This is a genomic window from Paraburkholderia phenazinium (genome assembly GCF_900141745.1).
Taxonomy (GTDB): domain Bacteria; phylum Pseudomonadota; class Gammaproteobacteria; order Burkholderiales; family Burkholderiaceae; genus Paraburkholderia; species Paraburkholderia phenazinium_B.
This window is the reverse complement of sequence record NZ_FSRM01000001.1, coordinates 3,155,316-3,173,680: the sequence shown is the minus strand read 5'-3', so window position 1 is coordinate 3,173,680 and position 18,365 is coordinate 3,155,316. Positions and strand designations below refer to the sequence as shown.

Sequence of the window (18,365 nt, the reverse complement as noted above, 5' to 3'; positions counted from 1 at the left end):
CTACTCTATAACTTAACTCTGGCTGAACCGGAGACACACAGATGAACTTTCAGCAACTGCGCTTTGTGCGCGAGGCCGTGCGGCAGAACATGAACCTGACGGAAGTCGCGAACGTGCTGTACACGTCGCAGTCGGGCGTGTCGAAACAGATCAAGGACCTCGAGGACGAACTCGGCGTCGATATTTTCATTCGCCGTGGCAAGCGCCTGACGGGCCTCACGGAGCCGGGCAAGGCCGTGCATCAGCTGATCGAACGGATGCTGCTCGACGCGGAAAACCTGCGCCGCGTCGCGAGACAGTATGCGGATCAGGATAGTGGCCACCTTGTCGTCGCTACGACCCACACGCAGGCGCGCTACGCGCTGCCCAAGGTAATTCGCCAGTTCACCGAAGTGTTCCCGAAGGTGCATCTGGCGCTGCGCCAGGGCAGCCCGCAACAGATTGCGCAGATGATCATCAACGGCGAAGCGGACATCGGGATTTCGACCGAAGCGCTTGACCGTTTCCCGGACATCGTGACGTTCCCGTGCTATTCGTGGCATCACGTAGTGGTCGTGCCGAAGGGGCATCCGTTGGTCGGGCGTGAAAATCTGACGCTCGACGAGATTGCCGAGTTTCCGATCGTCACGTACGACCAGGATTTCACGGGCCGCTCGCATATCGACCAGGCGTTCGCGAAGGCGGGTGCGTTGCCCGACGTCGTGCTGACCGCGATCGATGCGGACGTGATCAAGACTTATGTCGAACTCGGTATGGGCATTGGCGTGGTGGCGGCGATGGCGTACGACCCGAAGCGCGATACCGAACTGGTCGCGCTCGATACGCAGCATCTGTTCGAGGCGAGCACGACCCGTGTCGGCTTGCGCAAGGGCGCGTTCCTGCGCGCTTATGCGTATCGTCTGCTGGAAATGTTCGCGCCGCAGCTGAAGGAAGCCGAGATCGCTGCGCAGTTGCGCGCAGTGGATTGATGCTGGCGCGCTGGCGCGGCGCATCGCTTACAATCGCCGCCATGAATACTTCGACTCCTTCCTCATCCGGCGCGCAGGGCGCCGGCTCTGCCGCCGCCGCTTCGCCGGCCAGCGGCTCCCAGTCCGCCGCTTCCGAAGCCGCGCACGCGCTGCCGCGCATTGCAGTACTGGCGACGGGCGGCACGATTGCCGGTTCTGCCGCCGATGCCGCCAACACCTCCGGCTATCAGGCCGGCGTGGTCGGCGTCGACCGCCTGCTCGAAGCGGTTCCGGTGCTCTCGGGCGTCGCGCAGATTCAGCCCGAGCAGGTCGCCAGCATAGACAGCAAAGACATGGCGCTTGCGCTGTGGGCGACCCTCGCGCAACGCGTGAATGCGCTGCTGGCAAGCGATGACATCGACGGCGTCGTGATTACGCATGGCACCGATACGTTAGAAGAAACCGCGTACCTGTTGCATCTGACCGTCAAAAGCACCAAACCGGTCGTGCTGACCGCGGCGATGCGGCCTTCTTCGGCGCTCTCCGCCGATGGTCCTCTGAACCTGCTCAACGCCGTCACTGTAGCGGCGAGCCAGGCCGCGCACGGGCAGGGCGTGCTGGTGGCATTCAACAACCGCATTCACAGCGCGCGCGATGTGGTCAAGACCAGCACCTACGCAGTGGACGCGTTCCAGTCTCCGGAAGTGGGCGCGCTTGGCTGGGTGCAGGACGGACGCGTGGAATTCCAGCGCAAGGTCGTGCGTCCGCACACCGTCGATACGGAATTCGTGATCGGCACGAAGTGGCCGAATGTGGAGATTGTCGTGAGTTATGCGGGCGCATCGCGGATCGGCGTCGATGCTCTGGTAGCTGCGGGCGTGCGCGGAATTGTGGTAGCCGGCACCGGCAACGGTTCGATTCACGCGTCGGTGCAACAGGCGCTTGCCGATGCGGTGAGCCAGGGCGTGGTGGTGGTGCGCTCGTCGCGGGTCGGCTCGGGCCATGTGATGCGCAACGGCGCGGCCTCCGACGATGCGCTTGGCTTCGTCACAGCGGGCTCGCTCAATCCGTACAAGGCGCGCGTGCTGCTGATGCTGGCGCTCGCGGCGGGTGGCACCGGACCGGTGGCGCTGCAGAAGATCTTCGACACGTACTGAGGCGGCGACCTGCGAAGCGTGCGCGATACGGGTTGAGTTTCGAGCGCGCTTTGAAACGTCCGTGCAAAAAAGAAAACGCGGCGATAAGGGCTGATTGCCTTATCGCCGCGTTGTTTTTGCATGCTATCAGTGTGCACTATCCGACAGCCGGACACCCGACGACGACGTCTGACCGACCAAGGCTTCCCCGCCGTCGACGGGTGCCGCTGCGGACCCCACTTGCCGCTCTCAGCCCAGAGCGGCACGATTTGTCCGATGCGCTACGCGTGCCGCGCATCGCACCGGACGCCCCACTTGCCGGTTGATGTGAATGCCGTGAAACCCACGCACGTCAACCCATGTTGCTGCCGCTGAGCGCCTCCAAACCTGTGGTCATGCCACAGAGATGAAAAACCAGAGGCGCTTCAGCAGCGTATCCGTGTATCCCTGCAATCGCATCAAGCCGCTTTCGCTTCCTTGCCCGGTGCCTGAGCCACTTCGAAGTTCGCCATGATTTCGAGCGCGCGCACCATTGCCGAGTGATCCCATGCCTTGCCGCCGTTCGCTGCACACACGCTGAACAGTTGCTGTGCGCTGGCGGTATGAGGCAGGGCGATGCCCAGCTTGCGTGCGCCGTCGAGCGCGAGGTTCAGATCCTTCTGATGCAGTTCGATGCGGAAGCCCGGATCGAAGGTACGTTTCGTCATCCGTTCGCCGTGCACTTCGAGAATCCGCGACGACGCGAAGCCACCCATCAGTGCCTTGCGCACGCGCTCCGGATCGGCGCCCGAACGCGCAGCGAACAGCAGCGCTTCTGCAACCGCTTCGATGTTCAGCGCGACGATGATCTGGTTCGCGACCTTGCAGGTCTGACCCGCGCCGTTATCGCCGATCAGCGAGATGTTCTTGCCCATCAGTTCGAACAGCGGCTTGGCGAGTGCAAAGGCCTTTTCCGGACCACCGACCATGATCGTCAGCGACGCTTCACGTGCGCCGACTTCGCCGCCCGAAACCGGCGCGTCGAGATAATCCACGCCGAGCGCGTTGATCTTCTTCGCGAAGGCTTGCGTGTCGAGCGGGGAGATCGAGCTCATGTCGATCACGAGCTTGCCTTTCGCGAGACCGTTGGCGACGCCGTCGTCGGCGAACAGCACGTTGGCGACGTCCGGTGTGTCCGGCACCATGATGATGACGATGTCGGCAGCCTGTGCAACGGCCGTCGAATTAGCCACTACGGTGGTCGTCTTGCTCAGGTCTTCCGGCACCGGATACGCGCCGTTCACGAACAGCGAGTGGCCGCCCTTGAGAAGGTTGCGCGCCATGTGCGCGCCCATGATGCCGAGGCCGATAAATCCAATCTTTGCCATGTGTCTATGTCTCCAGTGGGTTTGGGGGCGAAGTGTTGAGGAGGGCGATCTGTTCGATCAGGCAGCGACATGCGCCGCGCCGCGTGCCTGGCCGGCTACGCGCTGCACCCAGTCCAGACCTTCGGTAGTCGTCGTGCGCGGCTTGTATTCGCAGCCGATATATCCGTCATAGCCGAGCGAATCGAGCAGATCGAACAGGAACGGGTAGTTGATTTCACCCGTGCCCGGTTCGTTGCGGCCCGGATTGTCGGCGAGCTGGATATGCGCGATCGACGCCAGGTTCTTCTTGATGGTGGCGGCGAGTTCGCCCTCCATCCGTTGCATGTGATAGATGTCGTATTGCAGGAACAAGTTGTCCGAACCGACGGCGCGAATCACATCGAGGCCTTCGGAGGAACGGTTTAACGCAAAGCCTGGGATATCGTACGAATTGCACGGTTCGACCAGCAGCTTGATGCCTTCTTTCTTCAGCGCCGTGGCTGCGAAGCGGAGGTTGTCGACCATCGTCGCGTGAGCGCGGCCGGCATCGACGCCTGGGCCTGGAATGCCGACGAGGCAGTTCAGTTGCGGTACTTTGAGCGCCTTCGCGTATTCAATGGCGCGGCCCACGCCTTCCTGGAACTCGCCAATACGATCCGGCAGGCAGGCAATGCCACGCTCGCCGGCTTCCCAGTTACCGGCGGGCAGGTTGTGAAGAACGAGCTTCAGACGGTTCTGCTGCAGACGTTCGGCCAGTTCGGCCACTTTGTACGGATAGGGGAACAGGAACTCGACGGCGTTGAAGCCCGCGTCCGCTGCCGCTACGAAGCGGTCGAGGAACGGGACTTCGTTGAACAGCATGGTGAGATTGGCTGCAAATTTTGGCATGGTGCTGGGGTCTCGCTGGTCGGTCAATGAAGCTGCTTCGATCTGGCGGTCGAGCGCGAATCGCACGCTGAACCGCCGGACCGGACAGGTGAAACGAGGCAGATTTAATCGAGCATGCTGATGGCGCTCGGCGCATCTTCGCGCTTGATGGCCAGTTCTTCGAACTCGTTGATGGCGTCGATTTCGGTGCCCATCGAGATGTTCGTCACACGCTCGAGAATCACTTCGACGATCACCGGCACGTTGAATTCGGAGAGCATCGATTGTGCTTTTTGCAAGGCAGGCTTCAACTCTTCGGGCTTGAACACGCGGATCGCCTTGCAACCGAGTCCTTCCGCCACTGCGACGTGATCGACGCCGTAGCCGTTCACTTCCGGCGCGTTGATGTTGTCGAACGCGAGCTGCACGCAGAAATCCATATCGAAGGCGCGCTGTGCCTGGCGGATCAGCCCGAGGTACGAGTTGTTCACCACCACATGCACGTACGGCAGCTTGAATTGCGCGCCAACGGCGAGCTCTTCGATCATGAACTGGAAGTCGTAATCACCGGAGAGCGCGACGATCGGACGTTGCGGGTCCGCGGCGCGTACACCGAGCGCTGCGGGAATCGTCCAGCCGAGCGGCCCAGCCTGGCCGCAGTTGATCCAGTTACGTGCCTTGTAGACATGCAGAAACTGCGCGCCGGCAATCTGCGACAAGCCGATCGTGCTCACGTAGCAGGTATCGCGGCCGAACACCTGGTTCATCTCTTCGTACACGCGTTGCGGCTTGATCGGCACATTGTCGAAGTGCGTCTTGCGTTGCAGCGTGCGCTTGCGTTGCTGGCAGTCTGCAACCCACGCGCTGCGGTCTTTCAGCTTGCCGGCAGCTTTCCATTCCCTCGCCACTTCGACGAACAGTTCGAGCGCGGCTTTCGCGTCAGACACGATGCCGAGGTCCGGCCCGAACACCCGGCCGATCTGCGTCGGCTCGATGTCCACGTGCACGAACTTCCGGCCCTTCGTATAGACCTCGACGCTGCCCGTATGGCGGTTCGCCCAGCGATTGCCGATGCCGAGCACGAAGTCGGAGGCGAGCATCGTCGCGTTGCCGTAGCGGTGCGAGGTCTGCAGGCCGACCATGCCGGCCATCAGCGGGTGGTCGTCGGGAATCGCGCCCCATGACATCAACGTCGGAATCACCGGCACGCCCACGGTCTCGGCGAACTCCACGAGCAGGTCTTCCGCGGCGGCATTGAGCACGCCACCACCGGAGACAATCAGCGGCTTTTCGGCGTCGTTGAGCAGCGTGAGGGCCGCTTCGATCTGCTTGCGGCTCGCCTTCGGCTTGTAGACCGGCAGCGGTTCATATGTGTCGATATCGAATTCGATTTCGGCGAGCTGCACGTCGATCGGCAGGTCGATCAGCACCGGACCCGGACGGCCCGAGCGCATCAGATGGAAGGCCTGCTGGAACGCGCGCGGCACCAGCGCCGGCTCGCGCACCGTCACGGCCCATTTGGTGACGGGCTTGGCGATCGATTCGATATCGACGGCCTGGAAATCTTCCTTGTACAGACGCGCGCGGGGCGCCTGACCCGTGATAGCCAGAATAGGAATCGAGTCAGCCTGAGCGGAGTACAAACCGGTGATCATGTCGGTGCCGGCGGGGCCTGACGTGCCGATACACACGCCGATGTTGCCCGGTTGAGCACGCGTATAGCCTTCGGCCATGTGCGATGCACCTTCGACGTGACGCGCCAGCACGTGGCTGATGTTGCCTGCCTTGCGCATGGCCGAGTAGAACGGGTTGATAGCGGCGCCGGGCACACCGAAGGCGGTGTCGATGCCTTCTTTTTCGAGCACCAGTACCGCTGCGTCGACGGCTCTCATCTTGGCCATGAATGTCTCCTGAATGTCTTTGAACGCGGATCGAGGGGGTTGAGACAGACTTTAGGCCTCACCCAAAGGTTTGATAAGATCAGTCCGGGTCGCTTATTTCGAAACAAAAAGTATGGAATGGCGGTGACCGGCGAGAGCCGGCAGCCCGGCAGGAAAGGAGACAAAAATGGACCGCTTCAAGCAGATCGAAACCTTCGTGCGGGTGGCCGACGCGGGCAGTCTGGCCGCCGCGGCACTGGAGGAGGGCGTGTCGCCGGTGATTCTCGGACGGCGCATCGACGCGCTGGAAAAGCGCCTCGGTGTGAAGCTGATGTACCGGTCGACGCGGCGTCTCGTGGTCAGCGAAGACGGCGCGGCGTTTCTCGAGCGCTGCCGCGGTCTGCTGGCGGAATGGGATCAGGCGGAAAACGAGCTCGCGGCGGGCCGCCGGGCGGTGAGTGGGCACCTGATCGTATCGGCGCCGGCAGCGTTTGGCCGCAAACATGTCGCGCCGCTCGCACCGCCGTTTCTTGCGGACAAGCCGGAACTGCAGCTGTCGTTCAATCTGACCGACCGGGTGGTGGACCTGGTGCGCGAAGGCTATGACCTGTCGATCCGGATCGGCGGCGCGGTCGATCCCAATTTCGTCGCCGTGAAGCTGGCCTCGAACCGCCGCGTGGTCTGCGGAACGCCCGAATATTTCCGCAAGCACGGCAGACCGAAGACGCTCGAAGATCTGCCGCAGCACAACTGCCTCGCCTTCAATCTGCAAGGGGGCCAGAACCGCGGCTGGTACTTCCGGCGCAACGGCAAGCTGGCGACAGTGCGGGTAGGCGGCACGCTCGATTGCAACGACGGCGAGTTGCTGCACCGCTGGGTCTCGGAAGGGCTGGGCCTCGGCTGGCGCTCGACGTGGGAAATCCAGCAGCAGCTTGTACGCGGTGAACTGGAAACGGTGCTGGATGAATTCGCGCTGCCCGACTACGACATCCTCGCTGTGTACCCGCAGCAGCGCTACGTGCCGGCCAAGGTGCGCTACTTCATCGACTATCTGAAAGAGGTCTATGCCCGGCCTGGATATTGGAGCGGCGAGGCCTGAGCGGGCGCGCAGCGCGTACCGTCAGGCGGCCGCGGAGCCCCCAGATGACCCTAAACCCTTGAAAATACACCCGAATCACGCGGCAAATTAACGGGATATCTTGCAACCCGTCCCCATTCGGGCTACAATCTTCGGCTTCTCACTTGCCACACCGGTTCAGACGCCCGGGTGGCTCTAATCCACAAGTCCACAGGAGTGTGTATGCGTCATTATGAAATCGTCTTTATTGTGCACCCCGATCAGAGCGAGCAAGTGCCCGCCATGATCGAGCGCTACAAGACCACGATCACCTCGCACGGTGGCCAGGTCCACCGCATCGAAGATTGGGGCCGTCGCCAACTGGCCTACATGATCGAGAAACTCGCGAAGGCTCACTACGTCTGCATGAACATCGAATGCGATCAAGCCACGCTCGACGAGCTGGAACACGCATTCAAGTTCAACGACGCCGTTCTGCGTCACCTGATCGTCAAGATGAAGAAGGCCGAAACCGGCCCGTCGCCGATGATGAAGGAAGTGCAGCGCGAAGAAGCCAAGAAGGCAGCTGCTACTACGCAGCCGTCGGAAGCGCAGGCTTAAGACACACTAATTTAAGCTACCAGGCAAAAGCGTCGCTCTCGCCAAAAGGTATATGAATCGGCTGCAACTTACGGCCAGCGTCGTTGAACGCGAACCGGTGCGGTACACCCCCGCCGGCGTTCCGATCGCAAGCTGCACGTTGCAACACCGCACTGAAGTCGTCGAAGCCGGCATCGCCCGGCAAGTTGAACTGACGATGCCGGCGGTGGCGGCCGGTGAGGCGAGCGGCAAGCTGGAAAGCTGTGCGATGGGCGTGGAAACGCTCTTCACCGGCTTCCTGGCGAAGAAAAGCCGCAACGCCAGAACCCTGGTATTTCACATCACAGCATTGCAGGACATTGGAAAGGACTGAACATGCCCCGCCCGACTGGTAAGAAATTCGACAAGCGTCGTCAGCAACAAAATCCGCTCTTCAAGCGCAAGAAGTTCTGCCGTTTCACGGCAGCTGGTGTCGATCAGATCGACTACAAAGACATCGAAACGCTGAAGGACTTCATCGGCGAAAACGGCAAGATCACGCCGGCGCGTCTCACGGGTACGAAGTCGCACTATCAACGCCAGCTGGATACGGCAATCAAGCGCGCGCGTTTCCTCGCGCTCGTGCCGTACACCGACCAGCACAAGGCCTAACCCGACGACGCGACAAGGAGCATCGGAATGCAAGTTATTCTTCTGGAAAAAGTCGTCAACCTGGGCAACCTGGGCGACATCGTCAAGGTGAAGGACGGTTACGCACGTAACTTCCTGATCCCGAACAAGCACGCACGCCGCGCAACGAAGGATGCAATCGCTGAATTCGAAGTCCGCCGCACAGAACTGGAAAAGGTTGCGGCTGAAAAGCTGGCAGCTGCTCAAGCTCAAGGCGAAAAGCTGGCAGGCTCGACGGTTCAGATCGCTCAGAAGGCTGGCGTCGACGGCCGTCTGTTCGGTTCGGTGACGAACGCCGACATCGCTGAAGCCCTGGTCAAGCAAGGCTTCGCAGTGGAAAAGGCGCAGGTGCGTCTGCCGGAAGGCCCGCTGAAGCTGGTCGGCGACCACGCAGTGCAAATCTCGCTGCACACCGACGTTCTCGTCGATGTGACGGTGTCGGTGCTGGGCGAACACGTCTAAGCTGACCGCGTCTAAGCCGACCGCGTCTAAGCTGACCGCGTAAGCATCGAAGCAATATTTGCCGGGTAGTCTCACCGGTGAAAGGCAGGGGCCGGGTGACCGGCCCCTGCCTTTTTTGTTGGCAGGTTTTGGCCTGGAAAGGCATATGTTTTAGCTTTCCCTTCGCGCTCATTTACCCCGATAATTCCATCCCATGAACGCACCGTCCAAAGATCCCCAGATCGAGTCGCTAAAAGTCCCGCCGCATTCGATTGAGGCCGAGCAATCGGTGCTGGGCGGCCTGCTGCTCGACAACGCCGCATGGGACCGCATCGCCGATTTTCTGTCGCAAAGCGACTTCTACCGGTATGACCACCGCATCATCTTCGAACACATCGGCAAGCTGATCGCGGCGACGCGTCCGGCCGACGTGATCACGGTCTATGAAGCGCTGGGCACCTCGGGCAAGGCGGAGGAGGTGGGCGGCCTTGCGTATCTGAATGCGCTGGCGCAGAACACGCCGAGCGCGGCGAATATCCGGCGTTATGCAGAAATCGTGCGCGATCGCGCGGTGCTGCGCCGGCTGGTATCGGTCGCGGACGAAATCTCCGCAGACGCGTTCAATCCGCAGGGCAAAGAAGTCCGCCAACTGCTGGACGAGGCCGAATCGAAGGTGTTTTCGATCGCCGAAGACGGCGCGCGCGGCACGCAGGGCTTCCTGGAAATCGGGCCTCTGCTCACGCAGGTGGTCGAGCGGATCGACACGCTGTATCACACCGCCAATCCGAGCGATGTGACAGGCACGCCGACGGGTTTCGTCGACCTCGACCGGATGACCTCGGGCATGCACGGCGGCGAGCTGATCATCGTCGCGGGGCGGCCATCGATGGGTAAAACAGCGTTCTCGATGAATGTGGGCGAGTACGTGGCAGTGGAGTACGGCTTGCCGGTGGCGGTGTTCTCAATGGAAATGCCGGGCACCCAGCTCACCATGCGTATGCTCGGCTCGGTTGGCCGGCTCGATCAGCATCGGATGCGTACGGGCCGTCTCACCGACGAGGATTGGCCGAAGCTGACGCACGCGGTGCAGAAGATGAGCGAAGCGCAAATCTTCATCGACGAAACCGGCGGTCTGAACCCGATGGAACTGCGATCGCGCGCGCGCCGGTTGTCGCGGCAGTGCGGCAAGCTGGGTCTGATCATCATCGACTATTTGCAGCTGATGAGCGGCTCGTCGTCCGGTGAAAACCGCGCGACAGAAATTTCGGAAATTTCCCGTTCGCTGAAGAGTCTTGCCAAAGAACTCGACGTGCCGGTAATTGCCCTGTCGCAGTTGAATCGGGGCCTGGAACAGCGTCCGAACAAGCGTCCAATCATGTCGGATTTGCGGGAATCGGGCGCTATCGAGCAGGATGCCGACGTCATCCTGTTCATCTACCGCGACGAAGTTTACAACCCGGATAGTCCGGACAAGGGCACGGCGGAAATTATCATCGGCAAACAGCGTAACGGCCCGATCGGTCCAGTTCGCCTCACGTTTCATGGCCAATACACGAAGTTCGATAATTTTGCGGGTGCGCAAAACTTCTACGCGGAGTAAGGAGCAACCTGCCGCGGCGGCTTTAGCGGCATTTTCGAGAGTGCGACCCCATCCCGGGGACGGTACAATATTGCGGTTTTATGTCAGTCGCAATGTGACCAATTCCCGGGATTCCAATGTTCGGTCGATTCATGCCCACCGAGGGCAAGTTCTTTGAAATCTTCAACGCGCACGCAAAGTGCATTGTTTCCGCGAGCCACGAACTCGAGCTGCTGATCGACAATCTGCAAGACGCCGAGGTCCATAAGCAAAACGTGCAAAAGGCCGAAAAGGCTGCAGACAAGCTCACGCACGAAACCATCGATCTGCTGCACAAGACTTTCATCACGCCGCTCGACCGCGACGAAATCCACAAGTTGATCACCACGATGGACGACATCCTCGACCTGATGGAGGACGTTGCCACCGCAATCTCGCTCTATGACGTCCAGATGGTGACCTCTGAGGCTAGCCAGTTGGCGCATATCTGCACCGCGACCGCCGAGCGTGTGCAGTTTGCGGTCAGCCTGCTGTCGGACATGAAGCAGGCAAGCCAGATCCTGAAAGCCTGCGAGGATATCGACCGTCTGGAATCCGAAGCCGACCGCGTGTTGCGCTCGGCCATCTCGAAGCTCTTTCGCGAGGAAGACAACGTCAAGACGCTGATCAAGCTGAAGGCGATCTACGAACTGCTCGAAACCATCACGGACAAATGTGAGGACGTGGCGAATATTCTCGAAGGCATCGTGCTGGAAAACGCTTAATGCAATCGATACAACTCGCCATCTGGGTGGTCGCCACCCTGGTCGCCGTGTCGCTGGTGTTCGACTTCATGAACGGTTTCCACGACGCGGCGAATTCGATCGCCACGGTCGTCTCGACCGGCGTTCTGAAGCCGCAACAAGCAGTTGCCTTCGCCGCGGCTTTCAACGTCATCGCCTATTTCATCTTTCACCTGAAAGTTGCGCAGACAGTCGGCAAAGGCACGATCGATCCGGCCATCGTCGATCATTACGTGATTTTTGGCGCGCTGGTCGGTGCGATCGGCTGGAACATCGTCACGTGGTATTACGGTATTCCGTCGAGTTCGTCGCATGCGCTGATAGGCGGTCTGGTGGGCGCGGCGCTCGCCAAGTCCGGCTGGCATTCGCTCAACCTGGATGGGCTGATGAAGACAGTCGCGTTCATCTTCATCTCGCCGTTGCTGGGTTTTGTGCTCGGCTCGTTCTTCATGTTGGCAGTGTCGTGGATCTACTTCCGCACTCCACCTAGCAAGGTCGACGGACGCTTTCGCCGTTATCAACTGATTTCAGCCGGCATGTACAGCCTCGGGCATGGCGGTAACGACGCGCAGAAAACCATCGGCATCATCTGGATGCTGCTGATCGCGACCGGCTATGCATCGTCGTTCGCCGATGCGCCGCCGCTGTGGGTGATCGGCGGCTGCTATCTTTCGATGGGGTTGGGCACACTGTTCGGCGGCTGGCGTATTGTCCGCACGATGGGGCAGAAGATCACCAAGCTCAAGCCGGTCGGCGGTTTTTGCGCAGAATCGGGCGGTGCGATTACGCTGTTTATTGCCTCATTCCTCGGCATTCCGGTGTCCACGACCCATACGATTACCGGCGCGATTGTCGGCGTCGGCGCGACGCAAAAACTCAGCGCGGTGCGCTGGGGCGTGGCGGGCAATATCGTCTGGGCGTGGATTCTGACCATCCCCGCATCAGCGGTGCTCGCTGGGGCGGGATGGTGGCTCGGTCACCGTTTCCTCTGATTCTGGCCTTTGTTCCGATGCGGGCTGGCGCGCCCGCACTCAGATGAGCGGCGCGCTGCATCCGTCCATCGGGACGATCGCGCCGGTTACGTAGCTCGCGCGGCGGCTCGCCAGGAACAGCGCGACGTCGGCAATCTCCTCCGGCTTCGCGAATCTCCCGAGCGGCACCTTGGCCTCCCCGCGTGCCAGCGCTTCCTTTGTGTCGATCCCTTGCTGGCCGGCTTCCAGTTGCAACGCTTCCTCGACGCGCTCCGTCAGCGTCGCGCCCGGATTGATCGCGTTGATGCGGATGCCATAGCGCGCGTAGTAATGCGCGAGCCCGACCGTTGCCAGCATCAGCGCGGCGTTGGCGGCGCCGCCGGCGATATGGATATCGCTCGCCATCTTGCCGCCCATGCCGATGATGTTGACGATCGTTCCCGGCTCGGCGCTGGCTCCCGATTTCACCCGTTCCGCCATGCGCTTCAACACTTCCTGCTGCGGGTAAATGTACGGAAAGTACTTGGCTTCCATCGTCGCCCGGAAGGCTTCGGCGTTGAGCGTTTCCGGGTCGTAGCGACGGGCGGCGCCGGCGCTATTGATCAACACGTCGATCGGACCGACCGCGGTGGTAACTTCTTCGACGATATCGGCCGCGCCGTGTGGCTCGTGCAGGTCGGCGCGTGTGAGATGCACGTGCAGTCCCTCGCTCGCCAGCTGTTCGCGGGCGCGGGCGAGATTCGCCGGATCGCGCGAGACGATTGCAACTTTGGCGCCTTCGGCTGCGAAGGCGCGTGCGCAGGCGAGGCCGATTCCTTTGCTGCCGCCCGTGACCAGCACCACTTTGTCTTTCAGTCCAAGTTCCATGGTGAGTACCTTACCTGCCTGTCTTAGGAATATCGGAGACGATAGCAGATAGCTTAATCCTGCGTGTCAGACGGGGGCGAGTGGCCTTCAGACCACCAGCTACATTTCCGGCGGTGTCTGTCAGAAGTTGCCGTTGGCGAAGTGCGCGATGGGATCGTCGCTGGACTGCGTGGGGGCGGGGATCGCGCGTGACCCAGTCGAGGCTCGCATGATCTGCACACCGCCGGCGGAGCCGGTCACGCCTGCCTGCTGTTCCTGGCGAACGGCGACGGAGGCGGGGGGCGGCGGTTCGAAAGCATCGGCCGCGGCGTCGATCGGGTCTGGTGCGTGGGCGACGCTCGCCGGCACGGGCGAGCGCACAGGTGCTTGAGAATACCCAGTGGAAGAAGTCGCTGCCATGGCGCCCGCGTCCGTCTGCGGCCGTCCAGCCTGAACCGCGGCCGGCGAAACCGCACCTGCTTCACGCGCCTGCATCTGTGCGGCGCTCATTGCCGGAGGCGGCGGTTCGAACGCATCCGCAGACGCTGCGGCGGCGGGCTGGTTCATAGCGCGAGCTGAGGTGTCCGCCAGTGGTGCCTGCATCGAGGCTGCAACCCGCTGCTGAGACACTTGCTGCAATGGAACGGCCGCAGGCGCAGTTTCCGCATAAGCCGGTTGTTGCGGCTCCGATAGCGGCCGCTGCTGCGTCGGGACCACAGCTGCACCGCCCGCCGTACCCGCATACGAAGACGAAGCCTGCGGCACCGCCGGAGCAACCTTCTCCGGCGGATTCGAAGCCTGATACGTCGGCGTTTCGAACGGCGCTGGCGCGCGAGCCGGCGCGGCGACCCGGCGAATGCCGTCAAACCGTTTGGCCCAATACGGATTGGTCAGATAGTCGATGCGCACCGTGCCGCCCGTCGACGGTGCATTGACGAAGCGCAGTTTGCCGACATAAATACCGACGTGCGAGTGTGGGCGCCCCGTGGTGTTGAAGAAAATCAGATCGCCCGGCGCAACTTCATCGGGCTCGATCGATTCGCCGCTTCCGCTCATATCCGCCGTGGTGCGCGGCAGATTCACCGAGGCTGCGCGCGACACGACATAGCGAACCAGGCCGCTGCAGTCGAAGCCGCTATCCGGCGTATTGCCGCCCCAACGGTACGGAATTCCGACCAGGCCCATTGCCTCAATAGAGATTTCCTCGCGTCCGACGCTGTGATCGACGAAGTTCGGGAAACCGGGCGGGGGAGTGCGATAAGCGCCGTTGGACGCCGAAGAAGAACCGTTTGAGTTGCGCGAAATCCGCTGCGGCTCGCTGGAACAGGCGGCGAGCAGCAGAAGGATCAGCAGCGAAAACCCAAGTCGGCGCATTGAGACAAGGCGAGCGTAAACACTCGCTTAAAGCGGGCGATGTCGGGATGGTAGCCCGTCCACCATGGCATGAGCAAGAGAAGTTGATAAATTACTTGAAGTTTACGCGCTAAGTGTGGCGCCGCCTGGACGTAACATCTGACCCGAGCAGGCCGACCTTACGAAAAAAGCCGCGCCCGGTGTAACCCGGGCGCGGCTTTGGAACAACTTTTAAGCCGTGAAACGGCAAACGGCCTGCTTCGAGCTCTGCTTACAAAATGTCCGACGCGTAATCGGCCAGACGCGAGCGTTCGCCGCGCGCCAGCGTCACGTGCCCGCTGTGCGCCCAGCCCTTGAAGCGATCCACCACGTAGGTGAGCCCGGAACTGCCTTCCGTCAGATACGGCGTATCGATCTGTGCGATGTTGCCAAGGCAGATGATCTTCGTTCCTGGACCCGCACGCGTGACGAGCGTCTTCATCTGCTTCGGCGTCAGGTTCTGCGCTTCGTCGATGATCAGATACTTGTCGACGAACGTCCGGCCGCGCATGAAGTTCATGCTCTTGATCTTCAGGCGCGAGCGGATCAATTCCTGGGTCGCAGCACGGCCCCATTCGCCGGCGGCGTCGTCGGTCTTCTGCAGCACTTCGAGGTTGTCGTCGAATGCACCCATCCACGGTTGCATCTTTTCCTCTTCCGTACCCGGCAGAAAGCCGATGTCTTCACCGACCGGCACGGTAGCCCGCGTCACGATGATCTCGTTGTAGCGCTTGTCGTCGAGCACCTGCGCAAGCCCCGCCGCGAGCGCGACGAGCGTCTTGCCGGTACCGGCCTGACCAAGCAGCGTGACGAAATCGATCTCCGGATTCATCAGCAGATTGAGCGCGAAATTCTGCTCGCGATTGCGCGCCGTAATGCCCCACACGTTGTTCTTGTGGTGGCCGTAATCGCGCAAGGTCTGCAGCAGGGCGGTCTTGCCGTTCAGCTCACGCACCAGCGCGTGAAACGCCGGTTCGCCGTTTTGCGGCTCCAGATACACGAACTCGTTGACCAGCATCGAGGCGCACAGCGGTCCGGTCACGCGGTAATACGTGGTGCCCGTCTTGGTGTCCTGCCAGCTTTCCATGCCCTTGGCATGCTTGGTCCAGAAGTCCTGCGGCAGCGCGCGAATACCGGAATAGAGCAGATCCTTGTCTTCGAGAACCTGGTCGTTGAAGTAATCCTCGGCAGGCAGACCCAGCGCATGCGCCTTGATCCGCATGTTGATGTCTTTCGACACCAGCACGACCTGGCGGTCCATGCGGTCGCGTTGCAGGGCCCGCACGACACCGAGAATCTGGTTGTCCGCCTTGCCCTGCGGCAGGCCTTCGACCGGTTCGATATCCGTCAGCTTGGTCTGGAAAAACAGACGTCCCGCAGCCTCCCGGCTGCCCAGGCGCGACAGCGAAATGCCGTCCGACATATTGCCGCCGTTGGCGACCAGCGCGTCCAGCGTACGGCTGACCTGACGCGCATTGCGCGCGACTTCCGACATGCCCTTCTTGTGGTTGTCGAGTTCTTCCAACGTCATCATCGGCAGATAGACGTCGTGTTCCTCGAAACGGAACAGGCAAGTCGGATCGTGCATCAGCACGTTCGTATCGAGCACGAACAGCTTGCGGGTTTCGACCTGTTCGGCTGCGCCGCCGCGCTTCTTGGCGCTGCCGCGGGTCGCTGCCGCCGGCGTGGCCGCCGTATTGGCCGCAGGCTGCTTGCCGGCGCGCGCCACCACGGGTTCCGCGGTGGCGGGTTGCTCAGGCTCGCCCTGCGCGGGCTGCTGACGGGCGGCAGGCGCCGGCACCGGTTGCAGCAACGCGGCGGTTTGTTTGCTTTTCCGGCTGCGTGCGGGTGCAGCCTGTCCAGCGGCGCTATCGGCAGAAGAAGACGCAGGAACCGGCCGCAAGGTGGTAGCGGCATTGGCGGCGCGCGCCATCGGCGTCGCGACGTTGGCTTGGCCGAAATCGGCCGACTCTGCTTGCTCCCCGTCAACCGCCTGTTTTTTGGCGGACCGGGCCGGCGTGGCTTTAGCCTTGTATTCGTCAGCCGGTAAGAGATTGCCGAGCTTGCTGGGTGCGGTAGGCAAAGGCATGGTTTCCCTCGAAATAATCGGGTCACATATCGTGCGCCGCCTGTCGCATTCTGCTGGTGTGCCAAAAGGCCCACGCAGTTTGCGCCCGGAGGCGCGCTTCGGTCTAAAAATGCCGGTTCGCCTGGTTTTCGATCGGCTCCTTGACGAGAGCGCGTGGCCGGGTAAAAGAACGGCTTCGCGCAATTAAAAAAGCCGCCGCCCCGGCAAACGGGGCAAGCGGCTCGACTTCGGTCATCGCGTTGCGCCTCACTGCCTCGACTACAGAGGCGTGACATGCGGCGCAGCCGCGGAAAGTATGGGGTGGACAGGCACTCATTGCAGCCCAATATAACGCGCCTCACAGCGCTTGTACAGCCTCCAGAATTTCATCGACATGACCTGGTACTTTCACGCCACGCCACTCGTGGCGCAGGACGCCCTCGCTGTCGATGACAAACGTGGATCGTTCGATTCCCCGTACTTCTTTGCCATACATTTTCTTCATTTTGATGACGTTGAAGAGCGCGCAGAGCGTTTCTTCCGGATCGGAGATCAACGGGAACGGCAGTTCAAGCTTGGCCTTGAAATTGTCATGCGAGCGCAGGCTGTCGCGCGAGACGCCGAGAATCTCGGCACCGGCCTTCTTGAACTTCGGATACAGATCGCGGAACTGCAGACCTTCGGTCGTGCAGCCTGGCGTGTTGTCCTTCGGGTAAAAATACAGCACCACCTTTTTGCCCCGAAGACTGGACAGCGTAATCTCGCCACCGGTTGCGGGGGCGGTAAAGTCGGGGACGGGTTGGTCGACTGCGATGGGCACGAGGTTCTCCGGTTGTTATGGTCAGGCGTCGGGCTACTCTGCCGCGCCCCGGCTCACGACGGCTGCACGATCAGTTCGCCGGAACGGCCAGGAATTTCACCCCAGGTGACAGGGTACGATGGCAGCGTGCTGCGGTCCAGCGCGGCATGATAGTCGCCCATCGTGGCGAACGTGTGGCCTTGAGCGCGCCAGCCGTCCAGCAGTTGTTCGAACACCGGCGCGAGCTTTTGCCCTTCGAGCTCGGCGTGCAGCGTGTACACCTGGTCGTGGGGATTGTTCTCGGTGCGCTTCAACATCCACGCGGCAACGTTGTCCAGATCGATGCCGTCGACGCCCAGCACTTCATCGAGCGTGGGCAGTGTGGTGGGCATCTGCACGTGCGAGAGGGTCTTGCCGTCCACGACGGGGAAGTACGGCGAATGACCGCGCCCGTCGGAGGCATACTGCATGCCCCACGCGTCGATCTGCTCGAACGCATGGCCGTTCATCTGCCAGCCGGCGGCGCCGTGCGTGACGGGCGGTGTGCCGAAGATTTCGATGAAACGGGAGTGACTCGCCTCCATCTGCGCGACGGTCCAGTCGCGCGCCCGCGAGCGCACGTTGTCCTGCCAGTAGACGTGATCCCACGTGTGAATACCGCATTCAAAACCGGCCTCGTGGATCGCACGCATCTCCGATGCAGCCCGCGCGCCGATGTCCGGCCCGGGCAGCAACACGCCATACATCAATTGCTTGATGCCGTAATGCTCGACCACGGAAGTGCGCGAAACCTTCTGCAGAAACCCCGGGCGCAGCACGCGGCGCATCGCCCAACCGGTGTGGTCGGGCCCGAGGCTGAACAGGAAGGTGGCGCGCGCCTTGAAACGGTCGAAGATGCGGGCGAGGTTCGGCACGCCTTCGCGGGTGCCGCGCAGCGTGTCGACGTCGATCTTCAGGACGATGCGAGCCAAGGATCAGCCCTTAT

The 18,365-nt window shown here is 61.6% G+C and carries 19 protein-coding genes; 10 read left to right on the top strand and 9 right to left on the bottom strand.

Translation table 11 applies throughout. The annotated features are described in order from the left end of the window. The first annotated feature begins 41 nt into the window (after nt 1–41). Both BUS06_RS14330 and BUS06_RS14325 read left to right on the top strand, forming a co-directional pair. Nucleotides 42–968 carry a CysB family HTH-type transcriptional regulator gene (locus tag BUS06_RS14330; protein ID WP_074264860.1) on the top strand — a complete coding sequence of 309 codons (927 nt, stop codon included), beginning with the start codon at nt 42–44 and terminating at the stop codon, nt 966–968. Between the two features lie 41 nt (nt 969–1,009). Beyond that, the gene (locus BUS06_RS14325; RefSeq protein ID WP_143787517.1) at nt 1,010–2,104 is read left to right on the top strand and encodes an asparaginase; all 1,095 of its coding nucleotides are present in this window, start codon (nt 1,010–1,012) and stop codon (nt 2,102–2,104) included. Between the two features lie 437 nt (nt 2,105–2,541). Here the strand turns inward: BUS06_RS14325 and BUS06_RS14320 are convergent, their stop codons facing one another. The 3 genes from BUS06_RS14320 to gcl form a co-directional block, all read right to left on the bottom strand. Beyond that, complete coding sequence (locus BUS06_RS14320) at nt 2,542–3,450, bottom strand: 2-hydroxy-3-oxopropionate reductase (RefSeq protein ID WP_074264859.1); 909 nt, start codon at nt 3,448–3,450, stop codon at nt 2,542–2,544. Between the two features lie 57 nt (nt 3,451–3,507). Then, on the bottom strand, nt 3,508–4,317 hold the full coding sequence (gene otnI / locus BUS06_RS14315; RefSeq protein WP_074266095.1) for a 2-oxo-tetronate isomerase: 810 nt from the start codon (nt 4,315–4,317) through the stop codon (nt 3,508–3,510). Between the two features lie 104 nt (nt 4,318–4,421). Beyond that, nucleotides 4,422–6,197: a glyoxylate carboligase gene (gcl, locus tag BUS06_RS14310; RefSeq protein ID WP_074264858.1), complete on the bottom strand. Its 1,776-nt coding sequence runs from the start codon at nt 6,195–6,197 to the stop codon at nt 4,422–4,424. A gap of 166 nt (nt 6,198–6,363) precedes the next feature. Between gcl and BUS06_RS14305 the strand changes: the two genes are divergently transcribed. The 8 genes from BUS06_RS14305 (at nt 6,364) to BUS06_RS14270 (ending at nt 12,296) form a co-directional block, all read left to right on the top strand. Further along, on the top strand, nt 6,364–7,275 hold the full coding sequence (locus BUS06_RS14305; RefSeq protein WP_074264857.1) for a LysR family transcriptional regulator: 912 nt from the start codon (nt 6,364–6,366) through the stop codon (nt 7,273–7,275). A gap of 201 nt (nt 7,276–7,476) precedes the next feature. Continuing rightward, nucleotides 7,477–7,854: a 30S ribosomal protein S6 gene (gene rpsF / locus BUS06_RS14300; RefSeq protein WP_074264856.1), complete on the top strand. Its 378-nt coding sequence runs from the start codon at nt 7,477–7,479 to the stop codon at nt 7,852–7,854. 52 nt (nt 7,855–7,906) lie between these two features. After that, nucleotides 7,907–8,206, top strand: coding sequence for a primosomal replication protein N (priB, locus tag BUS06_RS14295; protein WP_074264855.1), 300 nt, complete (start codon nt 7,907–7,909; stop codon nt 8,204–8,206). Nucleotides 8,207–8,208: 2 nt separating this feature from the next. Next, nucleotides 8,209–8,484: a 30S ribosomal protein S18 gene (gene rpsR / locus BUS06_RS14290; RefSeq protein ID WP_074264854.1), complete on the top strand. Its 276-nt coding sequence runs from the start codon at nt 8,209–8,211 to the stop codon at nt 8,482–8,484. Between the two features lie 27 nt (nt 8,485–8,511). After that, on the top strand, nt 8,512–8,964 hold the full coding sequence (gene rplI, locus BUS06_RS14285) for a 50S ribosomal protein L9 (RefSeq protein WP_074264853.1): 453 nt from the start codon (nt 8,512–8,514) through the stop codon (nt 8,962–8,964). 193 nt (nt 8,965–9,157) lie between these two features. Further along, nucleotides 9,158–10,543, top strand: a complete 1,386-nt coding sequence (locus BUS06_RS14280; protein ID WP_074264852.1) for a replicative DNA helicase — start codon at nt 9,158–9,160, stop codon at nt 10,541–10,543. 116 nt (nt 10,544–10,659) lie between these two features. Then, entirely contained in the window at nt 10,660–11,286 is a 627-nt protein-coding gene (locus tag BUS06_RS14275; RefSeq protein ID WP_074264851.1) for a DUF47 domain-containing protein, read from the top strand. Next, nucleotides 11,286–12,296 carry an inorganic phosphate transporter gene (locus tag BUS06_RS14270; protein WP_074264850.1) on the top strand — a complete coding sequence of 337 codons (1,011 nt, stop codon included), beginning with the start codon at nt 11,286–11,288 and terminating at the stop codon, nt 12,294–12,296. The genes BUS06_RS14275 and BUS06_RS14270 overlap by 1 nt, the downstream gene beginning before the upstream one ends. A 39-nt stretch (nt 12,297–12,335) precedes the next feature. Here BUS06_RS14270 and BUS06_RS14265 read toward each other — a convergent pair whose 3' ends face one another. The 6 genes from BUS06_RS14265 to BUS06_RS14245 all read right to left on the bottom strand — a co-directional run bounded on the left by BUS06_RS14265 (nt 12,336) and on the right by BUS06_RS14245 (nt 18,351). Further along, nucleotides 12,336–13,142 carry an SDR family NAD(P)-dependent oxidoreductase gene (locus tag BUS06_RS14265; RefSeq protein WP_074264849.1) on the bottom strand — a complete coding sequence of 269 codons (807 nt, stop codon included), beginning with the start codon at nt 13,140–13,142 and terminating at the stop codon, nt 12,336–12,338. Nucleotides 13,143–13,262: 120 nt separating this feature from the next. Next, complete coding sequence (locus BUS06_RS14260; RefSeq protein ID WP_074264848.1) at nt 13,263–14,495, bottom strand: C40 family peptidase; 1,233 nt, start codon at nt 14,493–14,495, stop codon at nt 13,263–13,265. Between the two features lie 250 nt (nt 14,496–14,745). Further along, on the bottom strand, nt 14,746–16,602 hold the full coding sequence (locus BUS06_RS14255; protein WP_074264847.1) for a PhoH family protein: 1,857 nt from the start codon (nt 16,600–16,602) through the stop codon (nt 14,746–14,748). A 103-nt stretch (nt 16,603–16,705) separates the two neighbouring features. Continuing rightward, on the bottom strand, nt 16,706–16,837 hold the full coding sequence (locus BUS06_RS38535) for a hypothetical protein (protein WP_302050851.1): 132 nt from the start codon (nt 16,835–16,837) through the stop codon (nt 16,706–16,708). Nucleotides 16,838–16,939: 102 nt separating this feature from the next. Further along, complete coding sequence (locus BUS06_RS14250) at nt 16,940–17,401, bottom strand: peroxiredoxin (RefSeq protein ID WP_074264846.1); 462 nt, start codon at nt 17,399–17,401, stop codon at nt 16,940–16,942. 53 nt (nt 17,402–17,454) lie between these two features. Further along, complete coding sequence (locus BUS06_RS14245) at nt 17,455–18,351, bottom strand: polysaccharide deacetylase family protein (protein WP_074264845.1); 897 nt, start codon at nt 18,349–18,351, stop codon at nt 17,455–17,457. Nucleotides 18,352–18,365: the final 14 nt, after the last annotated feature.

Excerpts from the sequence above, each read along its gene's own strand:
- rpsF (WP_074264856.1), top strand. The coding sequence starts at position 7,477 with ATGCGTCATTATGAAATCGTCTTTATTGTGCACCCCGATCAGAGCGAG.
- BUS06_RS38535 (WP_302050851.1), bottom strand. The coding sequence starts at position 16,837 with ATGACCGAAGTCGAGCCGCTTGCCCCGTTTGCCGGGGCGGCGGCTTTT.
- BUS06_RS14255 (WP_074264847.1), bottom strand. The coding sequence starts at position 16,602 with ATGCCTTTGCCTACCGCACCCAGCAAGCTCGGCAATCTCTTACCGGCT.
- rplI (WP_074264853.1), top strand. The coding sequence starts at position 8,512 with ATGCAAGTTATTCTTCTGGAAAAAGTCGTCAACCTGGGCAACCTGGGC.
- priB (WP_074264855.1), top strand. The coding sequence starts at position 7,907 with ATGAATCGGCTGCAACTTACGGCCAGCGTCGTTGAACGCGAACCGGTG.
- BUS06_RS14265 (WP_074264849.1), bottom strand. The coding sequence starts at position 13,142 with ATGGAACTTGGACTGAAAGACAAAGTGGTGCTGGTCACGGGCGGCAGC.
- rpsR (WP_074264854.1), top strand. The coding sequence starts at position 8,209 with ATGCCCCGCCCGACTGGTAAGAAATTCGACAAGCGTCGTCAGCAACAA.
- gcl (WP_074264858.1), bottom strand. The coding sequence starts at position 6,197 with ATGGCCAAGATGAGAGCCGTCGACGCAGCGGTACTGGTGCTCGAAAAA.
- BUS06_RS14260 (WP_074264848.1), bottom strand. The coding sequence starts at position 14,495 with ATGCGCCGACTTGGGTTTTCGCTGCTGATCCTTCTGCTGCTCGCCGCC.
- BUS06_RS14325 (WP_143787517.1), top strand. The coding sequence starts at position 1,010 with ATGAATACTTCGACTCCTTCCTCATCCGGCGCGCAGGGCGCCGGCTCT.
- BUS06_RS14320 (WP_074264859.1), bottom strand. The coding sequence starts at position 3,450 with ATGGCAAAGATTGGATTTATCGGCCTCGGCATCATGGGCGCGCACATG.
- BUS06_RS14280 (WP_074264852.1), top strand. The coding sequence starts at position 9,158 with ATGAACGCACCGTCCAAAGATCCCCAGATCGAGTCGCTAAAAGTCCCG.
- otnI (WP_074266095.1), bottom strand. The coding sequence starts at position 4,317 with ATGCCAAAATTTGCAGCCAATCTCACCATGCTGTTCAACGAAGTCCCG.
- BUS06_RS14270 (WP_074264850.1), top strand. The coding sequence starts at position 11,286 with ATGCAATCGATACAACTCGCCATCTGGGTGGTCGCCACCCTGGTCGCC.
- BUS06_RS14275 (WP_074264851.1), top strand. The coding sequence starts at position 10,660 with ATGTTCGGTCGATTCATGCCCACCGAGGGCAAGTTCTTTGAAATCTTC.
- BUS06_RS14305 (WP_074264857.1), top strand. The coding sequence starts at position 6,364 with ATGGACCGCTTCAAGCAGATCGAAACCTTCGTGCGGGTGGCCGACGCG.
- BUS06_RS14330 (WP_074264860.1), top strand. The coding sequence starts at position 42 with ATGAACTTTCAGCAACTGCGCTTTGTGCGCGAGGCCGTGCGGCAGAAC.